Annotated in this window: 16 protein-coding genes and 1 pseudogene; 8 read left to right on the forward strand and 9 right to left on the reverse strand. The window is 63.6% G+C overall.

Translation table 11 applies throughout. The features are described 5' to 3' along the window. From SO180_RS39905 to SO180_RS39930, 6 genes are all read left to right on the forward strand, one after another. Window positions 1-191, forward strand: a 191-nt coding sequence (locus SO180_RS39905; RefSeq protein ID WP_449384270.1) for a CGNR zinc finger domain-containing protein, incomplete at its 5' end; no start/stop codon positions are given. Window positions 192-411: 220 nt separating this feature from the next. Beyond that, window positions 412-1,164: a glutamine ABC transporter substrate-binding protein GlnH gene (gene glnH, locus SO180_RS39910; protein WP_449384271.1), complete on the forward strand. Its 753-nt coding sequence runs from the start codon at window positions 412-414 to the stop codon at window positions 1,162-1,164. Window positions 1,165-1,347: 183 nt separating this feature from the next. Then, entirely contained in the window at window positions 1,348-2,004 is a 657-nt protein-coding gene (gene glnP, locus SO180_RS39915) for a glutamine ABC transporter permease GlnP (RefSeq protein ID WP_449384272.1), read from the forward strand. Next, entirely contained in the window at window positions 2,001-2,729 is a 729-nt protein-coding gene (gene glnQ, locus SO180_RS39920; RefSeq protein ID WP_449384273.1) for a glutamine ABC transporter ATP-binding protein GlnQ, read from the forward strand. Before glnP ends, glnQ begins: the two co-directional genes overlap by 4 nt. After that, on the forward strand, window positions 2,719-3,777 hold the full coding sequence (locus SO180_RS39925) for a C45 family autoproteolytic acyltransferase/hydrolase (RefSeq protein ID WP_449384274.1): 1,059 nt from the start codon (window positions 2,719-2,721) through the stop codon (window positions 3,775-3,777). The genes glnQ and SO180_RS39925 overlap by 11 nt, the downstream gene beginning before the upstream one ends. A gap of 15 nt (window positions 3,778-3,792) precedes the next feature. Beyond that, on the forward strand, window positions 3,793-4,710 hold the full coding sequence (locus tag SO180_RS39930; RefSeq protein WP_449384275.1) for a MurR/RpiR family transcriptional regulator: 918 nt from the start codon (window positions 3,793-3,795) through the stop codon (window positions 4,708-4,710). A gap of 83 nt (window positions 4,711-4,793) precedes the next feature. On the opposite strand, the pseudogene SO180_RS39935 reads toward SO180_RS39930, so the two are convergent. Next, window positions 4,794-5,310, reverse strand: a pseudogene (locus SO180_RS39935) (hypothetical protein). Between the two features lie 11 nt (window positions 5,311-5,321). Further along, a complete protein-coding gene (locus SO180_RS39940; protein ID WP_449384276.1) occupies window positions 5,322-6,152 on the reverse strand; it encodes a class I SAM-dependent methyltransferase in 831 nt (276 codons plus the stop codon). Window positions 6,153-6,239: 87 nt separating this feature from the next. Between SO180_RS39940 and SO180_RS39945 the strand changes: the two genes are divergently transcribed. Further along, complete coding sequence (locus SO180_RS39945; protein WP_449384277.1) at window positions 6,240-7,214, forward strand: LysR family transcriptional regulator; 975 nt, start codon at window positions 6,240-6,242, stop codon at window positions 7,212-7,214. A gap of 35 nt (window positions 7,215-7,249) precedes the next feature. After that, a complete protein-coding gene (locus tag SO180_RS39950) occupies window positions 7,250-7,747 on the forward strand; it encodes a peptide deformylase (RefSeq protein ID WP_449384278.1) in 498 nt (165 codons plus the stop codon). 225 nt (window positions 7,748-7,972) lie between these two features. On the opposite strand, the gene SO180_RS39955 is transcribed toward SO180_RS39950, so the two are convergent. The 7 genes from SO180_RS39955 to SO180_RS39985 form a co-directional block, all read right to left on the reverse strand. Then, on the reverse strand, window positions 7,973-8,728 hold the full coding sequence (locus tag SO180_RS39955) for an SDR family NAD(P)-dependent oxidoreductase (protein ID WP_449384279.1): 756 nt from the start codon (window positions 8,726-8,728) through the stop codon (window positions 7,973-7,975). A 60-nt stretch (window positions 8,729-8,788) separates the two neighbouring features. Then, window positions 8,789-10,303, reverse strand: a complete 1,515-nt coding sequence (locus SO180_RS39960; RefSeq protein WP_449384280.1) for an amidase — start codon at window positions 10,301-10,303, stop codon at window positions 8,789-8,791. Between the two features lie 40 nt (window positions 10,304-10,343). Continuing rightward, window positions 10,344-11,051 carry an ABC transporter ATP-binding protein gene (locus tag SO180_RS39965; protein ID WP_449384281.1) on the reverse strand — a complete coding sequence of 236 codons (708 nt, stop codon included), beginning with the start codon at window positions 11,049-11,051 and terminating at the stop codon, window positions 10,344-10,346. Then, window positions 11,048-11,770, reverse strand: a complete 723-nt coding sequence (locus SO180_RS39970) for an ATP-binding cassette domain-containing protein (RefSeq protein ID WP_449384282.1) — start codon at window positions 11,768-11,770, stop codon at window positions 11,048-11,050. Before SO180_RS39970 ends, SO180_RS39965 begins: the two co-directional genes overlap by 4 nt. Continuing rightward, window positions 11,770-12,843: an ABC transporter permease subunit gene (locus SO180_RS39975; RefSeq protein ID WP_449384283.1), complete on the reverse strand. Its 1,074-nt coding sequence runs from the start codon at window positions 12,841-12,843 to the stop codon at window positions 11,770-11,772. Before SO180_RS39975 ends, SO180_RS39970 begins: the two co-directional genes overlap by 1 nt. Next, a complete protein-coding gene (locus tag SO180_RS39980; protein WP_449384285.1) occupies window positions 12,840-13,706 on the reverse strand; it encodes a branched-chain amino acid ABC transporter permease in 867 nt (288 codons plus the stop codon). Before SO180_RS39980 ends, SO180_RS39975 begins: the two co-directional genes overlap by 4 nt. A 22-nt stretch (window positions 13,707-13,728) precedes the next feature. Continuing rightward, the coding region (locus SO180_RS39985; RefSeq protein ID WP_449384284.1) for a transporter substrate-binding protein at window positions 13,729-14,213 on the reverse strand (485 nt) is incomplete at its 5' end.

Below are 14,213 nucleotides of genomic sequence, written 5' to 3' on the forward strand. Positions count from 1 at the left end.
CCATTGGAGAGGCACTGGCACAATTCGTCTGCGTGGAAGATTTTTCAAACGTGAAGGCCTGCGAAGGACCAGCCTGCACGCTGCTCTTCGCCGACCACACCCGTGGTCATCGGCGACGCTGGTGCAGCATGGCCATCTGTGGCAATCGCGCCAAACAGGCCGCTCACCGTCAGCGGGTCAGGGCGCAGTAGGCCGCACCAAGTGCCCTCGATGCCGCGTGCCTCGATCACTCGCACTCAACCATCCGGAACCCAACCGGGGTTCCGTCCAAGGTGCCCCGCCCCGGGGATCAAGCGCCACTTGATTGTGCAAATATTAAATGCATTGTACAAAAAGATGCACTTTAAATTTTCATATTTTGTGCGACGATGTGGGGGTTCTGTGGCAATCCCAGCAAAGGGGACCCCCCAAATGAAGTTCGCGCTTGCCAGCCTGACCGCCGCCGCGGCTGTCGCGGCAACCCTGGCCCTCGGCCAGCCTGCTCGTGCCGGCGACCTGATCGTCGCAACCGACACGGCCTTCGTTCCGTTCGAGTTCAAGGAGGGCGACAAGTATGTCGGCTTCGACATCGACCTGTGGGCCGCCATCGCCAAGGATATCGGCGTGACCTACACGCTGCAGCCGATGGACTTCAACGGCATCATCCCGGCGCTGCAGACCAAGCAGGTCGACGTCGGACTGGCCGGCATCACCATCAAGGACGAGCGCAAGAAGGTCATCGACTTTTCGGACGGCTATTACGACAGCGGCTTCCTGCTGATGGTGCCGACCAACAGCACGATCAAAGGTCCGGAAGACCTTGTCGGCAAGACGCTGGCCGTGAAGACCGGCACGTCGGCAACCGACTACGCCAAGGAGCACTTCAAGGGGACGGAGCTCCGCCTCTTCCCCAACAGCGACAACGCCTATCTCGAAGTCGCGACCGGACGCGCGGACGCCGCGATGCACGACACCCCCAACGTCCTCTACTACATCAAGACCAACGGCCAGGGGAAAGTGAAGACCGTAGGTCCCCAGATGATGGCCCAGCAATATGGCATGGCCTTCCCGAAGGGCAGCGAGCTCATCGCCAAGGTCAACGCCTCGCTGGTCAAGCTGAAGGGCGACGGCACCTACACAGCCATCTACAAGAAGTGGTTCGGCGCCGAGCCGCCGAAGAGCTGATCCACGTTCCGTGGCGCGCGCGCTGGCCTAAAGCGCGATGAGATCAGGATAAATCGCCATCGCGCTTTAGGTTGTTGTTTGAGCGTGATCTTTTCGGAAAACCGCTTCGCACTTTGCGCTAACGCGGCCCTCCGGGTCCGGATCATGCTTTAGCCGGCGCGCCTTCCCTAGAGGAATGCTCTCATGGATTTCGAGTGGTCGGTTATCTGGCAGGCCCTGCCTGAGCTCCTGAAGGGTGCCCGCCTCACCGTGCTGATCGCGCTGGCGGGGCTCGCCGGCGGACTGCTGATCGGCTTTGCCGTCGGCCTGGCGCGCGCCTACGGCAATGCTATCCTCAACGCCATAGCCTTCGCCTATGTCGAGCTCATACGCGGCACGCCGATCATCGTGCAGGTGATGTTCATCTATTTCGCACTGCCGATTCTCGCGAATGTCCGCATTTACCCGCTCGCGGCGGCGATCATGGCCATCATCGTCAACGCCGGAGCCTATATCGCCGAGATCGTGCGCGGCTCGTTTCTCTCCGTCCATAAAGGACTGCGGGAAGCCGGTCTGGCGCTCGGCCTGCCGCTCTGGAAGGTGCTTCTCTACATCATCGGCCCGCTCGCCTTCCGCCGCATGATTCCGGCGCTCGGCAACCAGTTCATCGTCAGCCTGAAGGATACGTCGCTCTTCATCGTCATCGGTGTCGGCGAACTCACGCGGCAAGGCCAGGAAATCATGGCGGCCAACTTTCGCGCCGTCGAAATCTGGTCCGCCGTGGCGATGTTCTACCTGATCATGACCGGCGCGCTGACGCTTATCCTCCGGATGACCGAAAAGAGGATGCGCATCCTGTGAGCATCGTGGAGTTCAAGAAAGTCACCAAGCGGTTCGGCCAGGTCACGATCCTCAACGAGGTCGACCTCTCGATAGAGGCCGGCGAGAAGGTCGTGCTGATCGGTCCCTCCGGTTCCGGCAAGTCGACGCTGCTCCGCTGCATCAATGCGCTGGAGGAGATCAATGGCGGTGATCTCGTCGTCGACGGCATCAGCGTCAAGGCCGGCGGCCGCATGGTCCGCATGATCCGCCAGGAAGCCGGCATGGTCTTCCAGCAGTTCAACCTGTTTCCGCAAATGACGGCGCTCGAGAACGTCGCCTTCGGCCCGCGTCGCGTGCGCGGCGAGTCGCGGCAGGATGCGCGAAAGCGGGCGCTGGAAATGCTCGCCAAGGTCGGCCTCGCCGACCGCGCTCATCACTATCCGAGCGAGCTTTCCGGCGGCCAGCAGCAGCGCGTCGCGATCGCCCGCGCGCTTGCCGTCAAGCCGAAGCTGATGTTGTTCGACGAGCCGACGTCCGCACTCGATCCGGAACTGCGGCATGAAGTGCTGCGCGTCATGCAGGCGCTGGCCGAGGAAGGCATGACCATGATCGTGGTCACCCACGAGATGGCCTTCGCCCGCAAGGTCGGCACCAGGCTGATCTTCATGGAAGGCGGCAAGATCGCCGTAGACGGCGAGCCACGGGAGCTGCTGGCCAACCCGCAAAACCCTCGCCTGAAAGAGTTTCTGCAACATGTCGTCTGACGCCGGCCGCCGGCTTTCCTTCATCGATGTCGCAGGGTCGCCATTTGATGTCGGCGCTGCCCTTGGGCGCTTCGGCCAAGCGGCGCTGCAGGACCATTTCCGTACCTCTGCTGCGTGGCGCGAGCTCACCACGCGCCGCGGCGATCCCTTGATCGGCGAGATGGCGGCCATCGTTCGGGAACGGTTTCCAAGATACTGGGCTGAGCTGCAGGGCCTCGCCGTCGGGCTGGCGCTGCCGTTCGACGACGTCTTCCTGTGGAACTGCCGCGGCGATATCTGGGCGATGGCGCCGGATGGCTGCACGACCGTGCAATTGCCCGGCTCTGCGCATGTGATCGGCCACAACGAGGATGGCGACCCGGATTTTGCCGGCCACTGCGCCCTCGCCCATCTTGCATCCGAAGGAGGCACGGCGTTCACCGCCTTTGTGTACCCGGGCTCGCTGCCGGGACACACATTTGCGGCCACATCGAAGGGGCTGGTCCAGACCGTCAACAACATCAGGCCGCTGGCCGGCGGCGCCGGCACGCCGCGCATGGTGCTGGCCCGCGCGATACTCGACGCAGCGGACCTCGACGCGGCGCTCACCGTGCTCAAATCCGCGCCGCGCGCCGGCGCATTTCACCTGACTTTGGCGCAAGCCGGGGACGAGCGGCTTCTCAGCGTCGAGTTCACCGCCCGGGCCCTGTCGGTCGATCGGGTCCGGGCACCGCGAGTCCATTCGAATCATCTGATCCATGCCGACACCGGGCGCATGTCGCAGATCGTCACCGGTTCGTCCGGCGTGCGACAACGGCGCGGCGAGATGCTGCTCGGCCAGACGCACCCGTCGGACCCGCAGGGCCGCGCGCTCGGCATATTGTGGGACGCAGCCGACGCGGAATTGCCGATCTACCGCACGGATCCGGCCGACAGCGACGTCGAGAACACGCTCGCAAGCGCCGTCTTCCGGGTCGGGGCTGACAAGGTCGAGTGGTCTGTCTACGATGGAGTGCACGAAGCAGCTCGCTTCGATATGCGGGATGGGCTGGTGCCTTTCGCGGCGTGAACAGGATCTAAGGTGATGCCAGAGGAAGCCGTCGCGGAGCCGCCGCGCACCATCGAGGATCTCAGGGCACTCGCGCTCTCGATCGGCCGCGACGAGGCAGGCTTCTCGCTCGGCGCCAAAGCGCATGATGTCTTCGCAAAGCTGGTGGAAGCGCCGGAACAGTCGGCGGTTCGCTCGATCTCGGAGCTTGCCGATCAGTTCGGCATCAATCCGTCGACGCTGACCAGGCTGGCGAAACGTCTCGGCTTCGAAGGCTTCAGCGACTTCCAGGCGGTCTTCCGCAAGGCCATCGCCAACGAGCAGCAGTATTTCTATAGCCGCCAGGCCGGCCGGCTCATGGCCGCGCCGTCCGTCGGCAATGCCGAAGTCCAGACGTTCGAGCAGCTGGCCCGGGAGACGGCAGCAAATGTCGACGGATTTCTCGGACAGCTGGACGGAGCCGCTCTGCAAGGGGCTGTGAGGCTCCTGGCGAGCGCCCGCCGTATTCGTGTCCATGGCGTTCGCCAATTCCATTCGCTGGCGAGCTTTCTCACCTATTGCCTGGGAATGGTGCGCTCGGACGTCGCGCTGCTCGACGCGCCGCGCCTCGGCGTCGCCGAGGCATTGTCACAGCTCGACCGGGGCGACGTCGTCATCGTCGCCAGCTGCGCGCCCTATACGCGCAGCGTCGCGGAGGTGGCCCGGGTCGCGGCGTCGAACGGCCAGACGGTCATGGCGATTACGGATTCCCGCTCGTCACCGCTCGTTCCTCCCGCCGAGCATGCCTTTTTCATCCCCCACGCCAGCAGCTTCTATTCGAACAGCATGGGCGCCTATGTCGTCTTCTGTGAGGCGCTGCTCAACCTCGTCGCGAGAGAATTGGGTGACAAGGCGTTGAACTCCCTGGCGGGGCGCGAGCGGCTGATCGCGGAGATGAACATAGAGGTCGGCTGACCCGCGCGCCTGCTACCGCCTATTGCCCTCGCGCGATGCCGCCGTGCCGAAGGTGCCGGAATGGCATTCGGGCCAGCGAGCACTCAACTCGCTCTTGCGGCATCACCCTGAAGCACCGCCAGCGGCCCGCGAGAACGCGCCATCAGATAGAACGCGGCCACGTGCGTGATCATGAGCAGGGGCACATAGATGATCGGGATCGCGTAGACAGCGCCCAGCTCTCCCGCAAGCGGCGCAAGGCCAAGTTGATTGCCGTGATAATAGTCGACGAGGATATCGCCTGCCCCCAGGAGATTGAACGCGACGACGAACAACCAGAACAGGGGCTGCACCCGCACCGTGAGAAGCGCCAGCATCGCCAGAAGTCCGGTCACGAAGTCGAAATAGGCGGCGAAGCTGGCGAAGCCGATTCGGCCCGACCACGCCGGGGATCAGGAAGACCAGCCCGAAGAAGCGGAAGCTGTGCAGAGTGGCGATGACGCGCTGCGCCTCGACCGGCTCCATCGATTTGAGCCAGGGCCAGCCGTACGCAAAGAAGCAGAGCAGCCACGGGACGTAGCCGAGAACGAGATGAATCTGGAAGATGGTTGCGGTCGACATCTGGTGTCTCCTCAGACGGCGGTGGATGCGGCTTCGAACACCGCGGTCAGAATGCCGAGCCGGCCCTCCAGGAGATTTCGTCCGAGATTGGCCGAGAGCTGGGCAAAGTCCGGCCCCATCACCACGCCGAGATTGGGTGACGGCTGCGGTCCGGACGCGCGAAGCTGGGTGACCCAGGCCTTGGCGGCCTCGCTGTCGTCCTGAAAGACCAGCGTGCGAAAGCCGGCTGCCTCGACCGCCTCGCGCGTGGCTGCGGCCGACAGCAGAAAGCTCGTCGCCGGCGTTCGCGCCCACGGCACCGGATAAAGCGGCTCGCCGCCGGCCAAGACGACGTCGTAGGTCGCAAATCTGTCGCCCACCTTCAGCACGCGCCGGATTTCACGATAGAGTCGTGCCCGGTCCGGAATGTTCATGGCGACATGCTGGAGCCACGCCACGTCGAAGCGACCGTTGTCGAACGGCAGCGCGAACGCGCTTGCCGTCTCGAACGTCACACGCTCGCTCAAGCCCGTGCGCGCGGTCAGGTAGCGCGCGGCTTCGACGAAGGGATCGCTGAGATCGACGCCAGTCACCCGGCAGCCATGGGTCGACGCGAGAAAGCGTGCCGGCCCGCCAACACCCGAGCCGACATCGAGAACCAACGTGTCCGCGGTGACCCCGGCGAGCCTGGCAAGGTCGTCGGTCGCCGCGAGGCCGCGGGTGTGGAACTGGTCGAGAGCCGCGAGTTGCTGGGGCGCGAGCCGCTGATCCTCCGGCCCAAAGGCCGAGAGCGCAGCTTTCAGCCGCCCGGTCAGGCCGTTCGCCGCATAGTGGTCACGCACGCCGTCGATGACATCGGTCATTTGCAGGACTCCATGAAAGCTTCAGGTCTCGGCGCATAGATAGGGCCTCTTCCGGCCAGCAACTATCCGCGATAATCTCGACAGGCCATGAAGCAGAACTTCACAATCAGGCAGAGTGCACTCGACGGCGTCGAGGCCTTCCTCGCCGTGGCCCAGCACCGCAATTTTCGCCGCGCCGCCGCCGAACTCGCCGTGACGCCGTCGGCGGTCAGCCAAGCGGTGCGCACCCTCGAAGCGCGTATTGGCGCTGCGCTGTTCATCCGCACGACGCGCAGTGTCGGCTTGACCGAGGCCGGCAAGCGTTTCCTGTCGCGCGCAAAGCCTGCCTTCGCGGAGCTGATTGCCGCGAGCGAAGCTGCGCGCGACCTTGGACAGCGGCCGGCCGGGCTGCTCCGCCTCGCCGTTCCCCGCTCGGTCGTGCCGCTGATCCTGGAGCCGGTGATCGCCGCGTTCTGCCGCGCCTATCCCGAGATAGAGGTGGAGATCGCCGCCAGCGAGGAGATGGTCGATCTTGCCGCTGGAGGATTCGATGCCGGCATCCGACTCGGCCAGCTCATCGCGCCCGACATGATCGCGGTGCGGCTGACACAGCCGTTCCCGTTCATGGTCGTCGGCAGCCCCGATTATTTGCGCGGGCGAAAGAAACCGGCGGCAGTAGATGATCTTCGCGAGCACGCGTGCCTCCGCCTGCGCCGCGCGAACGGATCGATCGCGCCCTGGCCGTTCGTTGACGGCAACAAGGCGATCGAGGCGATCGTATCGGGGCCGCTCATCGGGCACGACTATGTCACGCTGCTCGGCGCCGCGATCCAGGGCGTCGGGCTCGCACAGGTGCCCGGCCCGCTCGCGAGAGCGCCGATTGCCGATGGCCGGTTGCAAGCGCTGCTGACGCCCTATGCCGTCACCGGGCCAGGCGTCTTTCTGTACTACCCGGGGAAACGTCAGGCGTTGCCAAAACTGCGCGCGTTCATCGAGCACGTCAAATACCGTGGAGCCGATAAACCCCAAGGCGGAACGAACGCCCGCGGAGTCCGCAAGCGCAACGGTGCGAGCAGCGCTTGACGGCATCACTTCGGAACCCGCACCGTCAGGAGATCATGACCATCCGCCCGATCGTCCGCTATCCCGACCGCCGGCTTGCGACCCCGGCGCGGCCCGTGACCGTGTTCGACGACGCGTTGCGGGAGCTTGCACAGGATCTGCTCGAGACGATGCGCGCCGCGCCCGGCATCGGCATCACGGCGCCGCATATCGGCATCCCCTTGCGCGTCGTAGTGCTCGAGCTCGACGCCAAGGACGGCGCGCGGACTTACGTCAATCCCGAGATCGAGTCGGCTTCACCCGAGATGATCCTGCACCGCGAAGGCAGCGTCTCGATGCCTGGCGTCAACGACGAGGTCCAGCGCCACGCCCGCGTGCGGATCAGCTATCAGGATCTCGACGGCAACACGCAGACCGAAGAGTCGGACTCCCTGCGTGCCGTGTGTCATCAGCACGAGATCGATCAGCTCGACGGGATGTTCTGGATCCAGCGGCTGTCGCGGCTGAAGCGGGAGCGGCTGGTGAAGAGGTTTGAGAAGATAGCGCGGGAGTAAGACTTCGGCGGGCAACCGAACTTGCTTCAACCTGCGCTGACCTTTGCGCGATTGCGCGCCGGCAGATCGCCTGCCCTCACGGGGGCCGACATCAGCAGGCGCCCGAAGCTGGGGACCTGGGACAGTCGCCGCCATTCCTCATAGCTCAAGACCACCACCCTCTGCGCATGGCGCAACCCACGCCTTCGTGCCGTCGAACTGCAACAGCAGCCGGTGGGCAGCTCATTAGACAGCCTTTGTGAGTGCACCATCGATGATGAGGTTGGTGCCGGAGATGCGAGATGCTACCGGGCTCGCAAGAAACACCACGCCGGAAGCGACTTCTTGCGGCGTGCCCATACGCCCGGTTGGATTGAGCGACATTGCAGTCTTGTAGAGATCAGGCATGCCGCGCTCGATATTCTGCCAAATGCCCCCTTCGAAGTAGGTGTTGCCTGGCGACACTGCGTTAACGCGGATTCCCTTGGCGATCAGCTGATTGCTGAGACCCTTGGCATAGTGGATCAGGGCCGCCTTGAAGGCGCCGTACGACCCGGCGGCGAAATCGACTTCGAAGCCCGACACGCTCGAGACGATGATGATCGACGCGGATTTCGACTTTTCCAGATAGGGCAGCGCGGCCGCGACGGAATTGACGGTGTGCATCATGTCGGTGCGGAACGATTTCTCCCAGGTCTCGGGCGTGTCGCCGACCGCCAGCGCGCTCACATTGCAGACGATGGTATCGATGCCACCGAGTTCGGCGGCGGCCCCATCGATCCAGCCCTTCAACGCGACCGGATCGGCGACATCGACCGCCCTGCCCCACGATTTGACGCCCTTCGCCGAGAGGCTCTTCACGACGTTGCCAACCTCGTCGGCATTGCGGGCGCAGATCGCGACGTTGGCGCCCTCGGCCGCAAATAGCTCGGCGATCGCAAGCCCAATGCCCTTGCTGCCGCCGGTTACGAGCGCGCTCTTTCCATTCAATCCGAGATCCATGGTCGCCTCCGTTGCTGGTGCGGCGGCCTGCTCGCATGCCGGCAGGCCGCCCCGGTGCGGTTACATCTTCTTCCAGTCGCCGGCGCCTTCGAACGCGGCGGCGGCGCGATAGATCGTCGGCTCGTCAAAATATTTGCCGATCAACATCAGACCGATCGGCAGACCGTTGCTCATGCCGCAGGGAAGGCTCATCGCCGGATGTCCGCTGGCGTTGAACGGCGCAGTATTGGGAACCATTTCGAACGCGCGCTGGATGTAGAGCTCGCGGGGCGCGTCTGCGGGCGGTAGCGGCGTCGCCTTCATCGGCAGGGTCGGCATCAGCAGCAGATCGTATTTGGCCAGCGCCTCGTCATAGGTTGCGCGCAGCTTGCGGTTCAAATTCTGCGCCTTAGCGTAGAAATGGCCGCGATAGTGCTTGGTGAAATATTGCCCGAGCAGCATCGTGATCTTGAGGCTGTCGGACAATTCGTCGGCGCGATGCTTCCAGGCGGAGTGGGCGTCCAGCAGCGTAGTGTTGTAGAGACCACGCCAGTTCGTCCCCATGCCGTTGCCCTTCATCATGAACTCGGTGGCGCCTTCGGCGGCGATCGGCAGCCAGATCGCCGGCGCAGCGAGGTGCATCGGTATCGAGATTTCCTCAACGGTGGCGCCGAGCTTTCGGAACAAGTCGGCGCCCGCCTTGACCTTGGCGTCGACGTCTGGCTCCGAACTTGGATGCCCAAATCCTTCCCTTACGATGCCGATACGCAATCCCCTGACGCCGCCTTCGATCTCGTCGCTGTACTTTCCGACCTTCAGAGCGCCCTGCCTCGGATCAAGTCCATCGGGCCCTGCCAGCACCTCCAGCAGCACCGCGTTGTCGCGCACGTTGGCCGTCATCGGGCCGGTGTGGTCGATCGTGAGCTCGATCGGCATCACGCCCGTATAGGGCACGAGGCCATAGGTCGCCTTCATGCCGTAAATGCCGCTGAAGGCGGCCGGAATGCGGATCGAGCCGCCCTGATCGCCGCCGATCGCCATATCGGCCTCACCGGTCGCCACCACCACTGCGCTGCCTGAGGATGAACCGCCAGCGGAGTATCCCATCTTGTGCGGATTGTGCACCGGTCCAGCTGCACACGTGTGGCTGCCACCGGAGAAGCAGAAATATTCGCAGTGCACCTTGCCAACGATGGTGCCGCCGGCGTCGAGCATGCGGGTGACGATGGTGGCATCCGTATCGGGGATATAGCCCTCCAGCGTCGATGCGCCGTTCATCATCGGGACGCCGGCGAGCGAGATGTTGTCCTTGAGCGCGATCTTCTTGCCGGCGAGCTTACCATTCGGGGCGCCCTTGATTTCGGTCTTGACGTACCAGGCGTTGAACTTGTTCTCCTCGCCCGCGGGGCGATAGCCGGGCGTGCGCGGATATTTCACCGCCGGAACATAGTCCGGCATGGCATCGACCGCATCGTAGGCGGCGTAGTTCGCCTGCATCAGCGCGTCGTAGGATTTGAGCTCTGCATCCCCCATGTGCATGCCGAGGTCCTCGGCGACGCTGCGCAGCTGATCAAGTGTGGGTCTCCTGACTACCATGGCTTGGGTCTCCCTCTGATCATGCCCGCGTGCGGCGGGCCTACGTTGCGATACCGACAAATTCTCCGACGAGGCTTGCGTCGCCGAGCTCGCCCGGTGACACTTCCCGGGTAATCGCGCCCTTCTGGATAATCAGGATCCGCTGCGACAGCGAAGCAATGAAGTCCAGATTCTGCTCGACCAGGATCATGGTGAGCCCGCTCCTGGCTCGCAGCCGTTGCAGGGTATGAACGATCTCGTCGATGATCGAGGGCTGAATGCCTTCCGTCGGCTCGTCGAGCAGGATCAGCCGCGGGTCGCCGCAAAGGCAGCGCGCGATCGTCAGCAATTGCTGCTCGCCGCCCGACAGCGCTCCGCCGGGGCGATCGAGCAACGCCTTCAGGCGGGGAAACTCCTCCAGCACGGTCGCGATGATGTCTTCTTCCACGCCGTCCTGCGTGCTGCAGCCCATGCGCAGATTCTCGTAGACGGTAAGCCCGGGGAAGATCTCTCGGCCCTGCGGCACGTAGCCGAGGCCGAGCCGCGCACGCCGGTAGGGTTCGATCGCCGTGACGTCGTCATGGCCGAACATCACACGACCGCTGGTCGCCGGCAAAAATCCCATCAACGCCTTCAAGAGCGTGGTCTTGCCCATGCCATTGTGGCCCAGAATGCCGATGAATTCGCCCTCATTGACGGAGAAGCTCACCCCGTTGAGGATCGGAATCCGGCCGTACCCCGTTCGCAGTCCCTGTACATCGAGCATCATGCGGCTGCCTGCTTGCCCAGATAGATGTCGCGCACCTGCGGATTGCGCATGATGTTTTCAAGGCTATCTTCGACCAGCACGCTGCCCTGGTTGAAGACCGTGACCTGCTTGGCGATCATGCGGATGAACTGCATGTCGTGCTCGACGACGATCAACGCCTTGGTACGGTTGATCTCGCGCACCAATTCGGCCGTCTTGTTGACCTCCTCGTGGGTCATGCCGGCCGCGGGCTCGTCGAGCAGGATCAAATCGGGATCGGTTGCCAGCACGAGCCCGAGTTCGACCCATTGCCGCTGTCCATGGGCCAGCTGCCCCACCAGACGTTCGGCGGCTTCGGTCAAGCCGACCCGCGCCAGCATCTCGTCGACAACGCGCCTCGCCTTATCGCCGGAATGAAGGCGGTTTGTCGCCAGCCAGATATTTTCCCGTACCGACAGGCCGTCGAAGACGCTCGGAACCTGGGTCTTGATGCCGATGCCGAGCCGGCCGATGTCGTGGGCGTGCGCGTGCGAAATGTCCTTGCCGCGGAACAACACCTGGCCATGGGTCGGCTCCAGTTGTCCGGTCAGCATCTTGAAAAACGTGCTCTTGCCTGCGCCGTTGGGACCGATCAGGCAGCGCAGCTCGCCTTCGGCCAACGAGAAATTGACCTGGCGCACGGCGCGAACGCCGCCGAAATGCATGCTGAGGTCCAGGGTCTGAAGCAGCGGTGCAGCCATCAGCCCTCCTCCGCCCGCTTGGGCTGGAGCCGCTTGGCTCCCTTGCCACGCGAGGCGAGCAGCGATTGGCCGATATCGCCCAGCGTCGGCACGAGCCCCTTGGGCACCAGAAGCACGAAGGCAATCAAGATGACTCCAAAGATCAGCGGCGCGTTGGCGAAGATCTTGGCCCACAGGTCCGAACCGCCACTCGGTTGATTGGCGCCGAGCGCGGTGGTAAGCCATTGAATACCGATGCAGCCGACGATCGGCCCGATCAGCGTGCCGCGCCCGCCGACGATGACCCAGATGATGATTTGCGCCGACTGGGCGAGACCGAAGATCGTCGGACTGACGAAGTTGCCCCAATTGGCGAACAGGCAGCCGGCAAATCCGGCCAGTGCACCACCAATGGTGAACGTCGCAAGCTTGTAGGCGCGCGGATCATAGCCAAGCAGCTCGGCGCGCCGTTCGTTCTCCCGGATGCCGACGATGATGCGGCCGAACCGGCTCGCCAGCAGCAGGCGCAATCCAAAATAGGTCGCGAGCAGCGCGGCGGTCGCCAGATAGAACATGCCTTCGAGATCGATCAGCGCAGCCTTGTTGCCAGGGAAATTCAACGGTGGGATGCCGGGTATGCCGTTGAAGCCGCCGAGCCGTGCCGAGCCGATATGGAATTCCGGTCCCGCCGTCGAGTTGATGGAGTTGAACAGGATCAGCGTCACTGTCAGCGTGATGACGCCGAGATACACATCGCTGATGCGTCCATAGAACATGAAATAGCCGAGCAGCGCCGCAAAGACCGCCGGCACGGCGACGGCTAGCAGAAGCGGGACCGTGCTCTCTCCGATGTTGAACATCGCGATCGCATAGGTATACGCGCCGAGCCCGAAGAACGCCGACTGGCCGAAACAAAGTATGCCGCCATAACCCCAGATCAGAGCGAGGCTCAGCGCCAGGATTGCCATGATCATGTAGACCGTGAGCTCGAGCACGACGTCGAGCTCGAAGAAGCGCGGTACCAGCACCAGGAATGCAACGCCGACCGCGCCGACGAGGCCGATGCCAACAAGATTTAGCACGCGTGCGTTCACAGGCCTCTCCGGAAGAAGCGGCCGGTGATCCCTTGCGGCAGCAGGCGGATCAGGATGACAGCGGCCGCGAGCAACGCGACCTCACCGAACACTGGCGTGGTGACGAAGGTCGCGATCTGGTTGATGGTCCCGAACAGCGCCGATGCCGACACCGTGCCGCTGAGTATCGCAGCGCCGCCGCCGATCACCGTGATGAAGGATTTGGCGACATAGGCGACGCCGATGGTGGGAAACACCCCGGAGACCGGCGCCAGCACCGCGCCGGCGAGGCCCGACAGCGCGGCGCCGATGCCGAAAGTGACGGCGTAGACGCGCGGCGGATTGACGCCCAGCGCTGCCGCCATGTTGGCATTCTGCATCGTTCCGCGGGCGATCAGGCCAAACCGCGTCCAGCGCATCAAGGCGAAGATCGCAGCCAGCACCACCGCCGCGACCGCAATCACGAACAGCGTGTAGACGCTGGTGCGGTAGGCGCCGATCTGGAAGCTGCCGAGCGGCGCCGAGATGCCCACAGTGGTGTTGCCGAAGATCGCCGTGGTCAGCCCGACGAGGAACAGGCTGAGACCCCAGGTCGCCAGCATGGTGTCGATCATGCGGCCATAGAGAAAGCGGATGATGGTCCGCTCGACGATGACGCCGATGAGGCCCACCACGATGGGCGCCACGACCAGCATCGCTACCCAGATGCTGATGCCGTGGCTGGTCGCGACGATGGCCGCATAGCCGCCGAGCATCAGGAACTCACCATGCGCGAGATTGATGACGCGCATCATGCCGAAGATGATCGCCAGCCCGACGCTGATCAGCGCAAGGCTGGCGATCGCGTAGAGGACTTGGATTGCCAGGAGAGCAACGAGGTCCACGTTCACCTTTCTCAATCCGCTCTCAAATCTTGATCACATATTGCTGGTTGTCGGTCGGATTCTTGATGAGATCGCAGACCGCGGCGGTATCGGCCGGCTTCTGCTGGGCGAAATCCTCCAGCACCTTGAGCTTCTTGTCGGCGACCTCGGCGATGTGGACGTCGAGCACGCAATGATGCGTCGGCGGATCGATCGTGACCTTGCCTGACGGTGCGTCGATGCTGATGCCGGTTTCGAGGGCTTCGATGACCTTCATCCGGTCGATACTCCCGGCTTTCTTCACCGCTTCCGCCCACAGCCGGAACCCCTGATAGGTTCCCATCGCGAGCTCGGTGATGTTGGGATAGTCGGCGCCGAAGCGCTTGAGGAAGCTTGCGACGAACTTCTCGTTGACCGGGTTCTTCAGGTCCTGGAAATAATTGTAGCAGATCAGCATGCCATTGCATTCATCGGGCGACAGCACGATGTGTTCATTCCCGACCGCAAAAGTGGTCGACGCCATTGGAA

The organism is Bradyrhizobium sp. UFLA05-112 (assembly GCF_053572325.1).

Bases quoted from the DNA above. Each gene is read 5' to 3' on its own strand.
- SO180_RS39965 (WP_449384281.1), bottom strand. From the start codon at position 11,051: ATGATGCTCGATGTACAGGGACTGCGAACGGGGTACGGCCGGATTCCG.
- glnP (WP_449384272.1), top strand. From the start codon at position 1,348: ATGGATTTCGAGTGGTCGGTTATCTGGCAGGCCCTGCCTGAGCTCCTG.
- glnH (WP_449384271.1), top strand. From the start codon at position 412: ATGAAGTTCGCGCTTGCCAGCCTGACCGCCGCCGCGGCTGTCGCGGCA.
- SO180_RS39930 (WP_449384275.1), top strand. From the start codon at position 3,793: ATGCCAGAGGAAGCCGTCGCGGAGCCGCCGCGCACCATCGAGGATCTC.
- SO180_RS39940 (WP_449384276.1), bottom strand. From the start codon at position 6,152: ATGACCGATGTCATCGACGGCGTGCGTGACCACTATGCGGCGAACGGC.
- SO180_RS39945 (WP_449384277.1), top strand. From the start codon at position 6,240: ATGAAGCAGAACTTCACAATCAGGCAGAGTGCACTCGACGGCGTCGAG.
- SO180_RS39950 (WP_449384278.1), top strand. From the start codon at position 7,250: ATGACCATCCGCCCGATCGTCCGCTATCCCGACCGCCGGCTTGCGACC.
- SO180_RS39960 (WP_449384280.1), bottom strand. From the start codon at position 10,303: ATGGTAGTCAGGAGACCCACACTTGATCAGCTGCGCAGCGTCGCCGAG.
- SO180_RS39955 (WP_449384279.1), bottom strand. From the start codon at position 8,728: ATGGATCTCGGATTGAATGGAAAGAGCGCGCTCGTAACCGGCGGCAGC.
- SO180_RS39925 (WP_449384274.1), top strand. From the start codon at position 2,719: ATGTCGTCTGACGCCGGCCGCCGGCTTTCCTTCATCGATGTCGCAGGG.
- SO180_RS39970 (WP_449384282.1), bottom strand. From the start codon at position 11,770: ATGGCTGCACCGCTGCTTCAGACCCTGGACCTCAGCATGCATTTCGGC.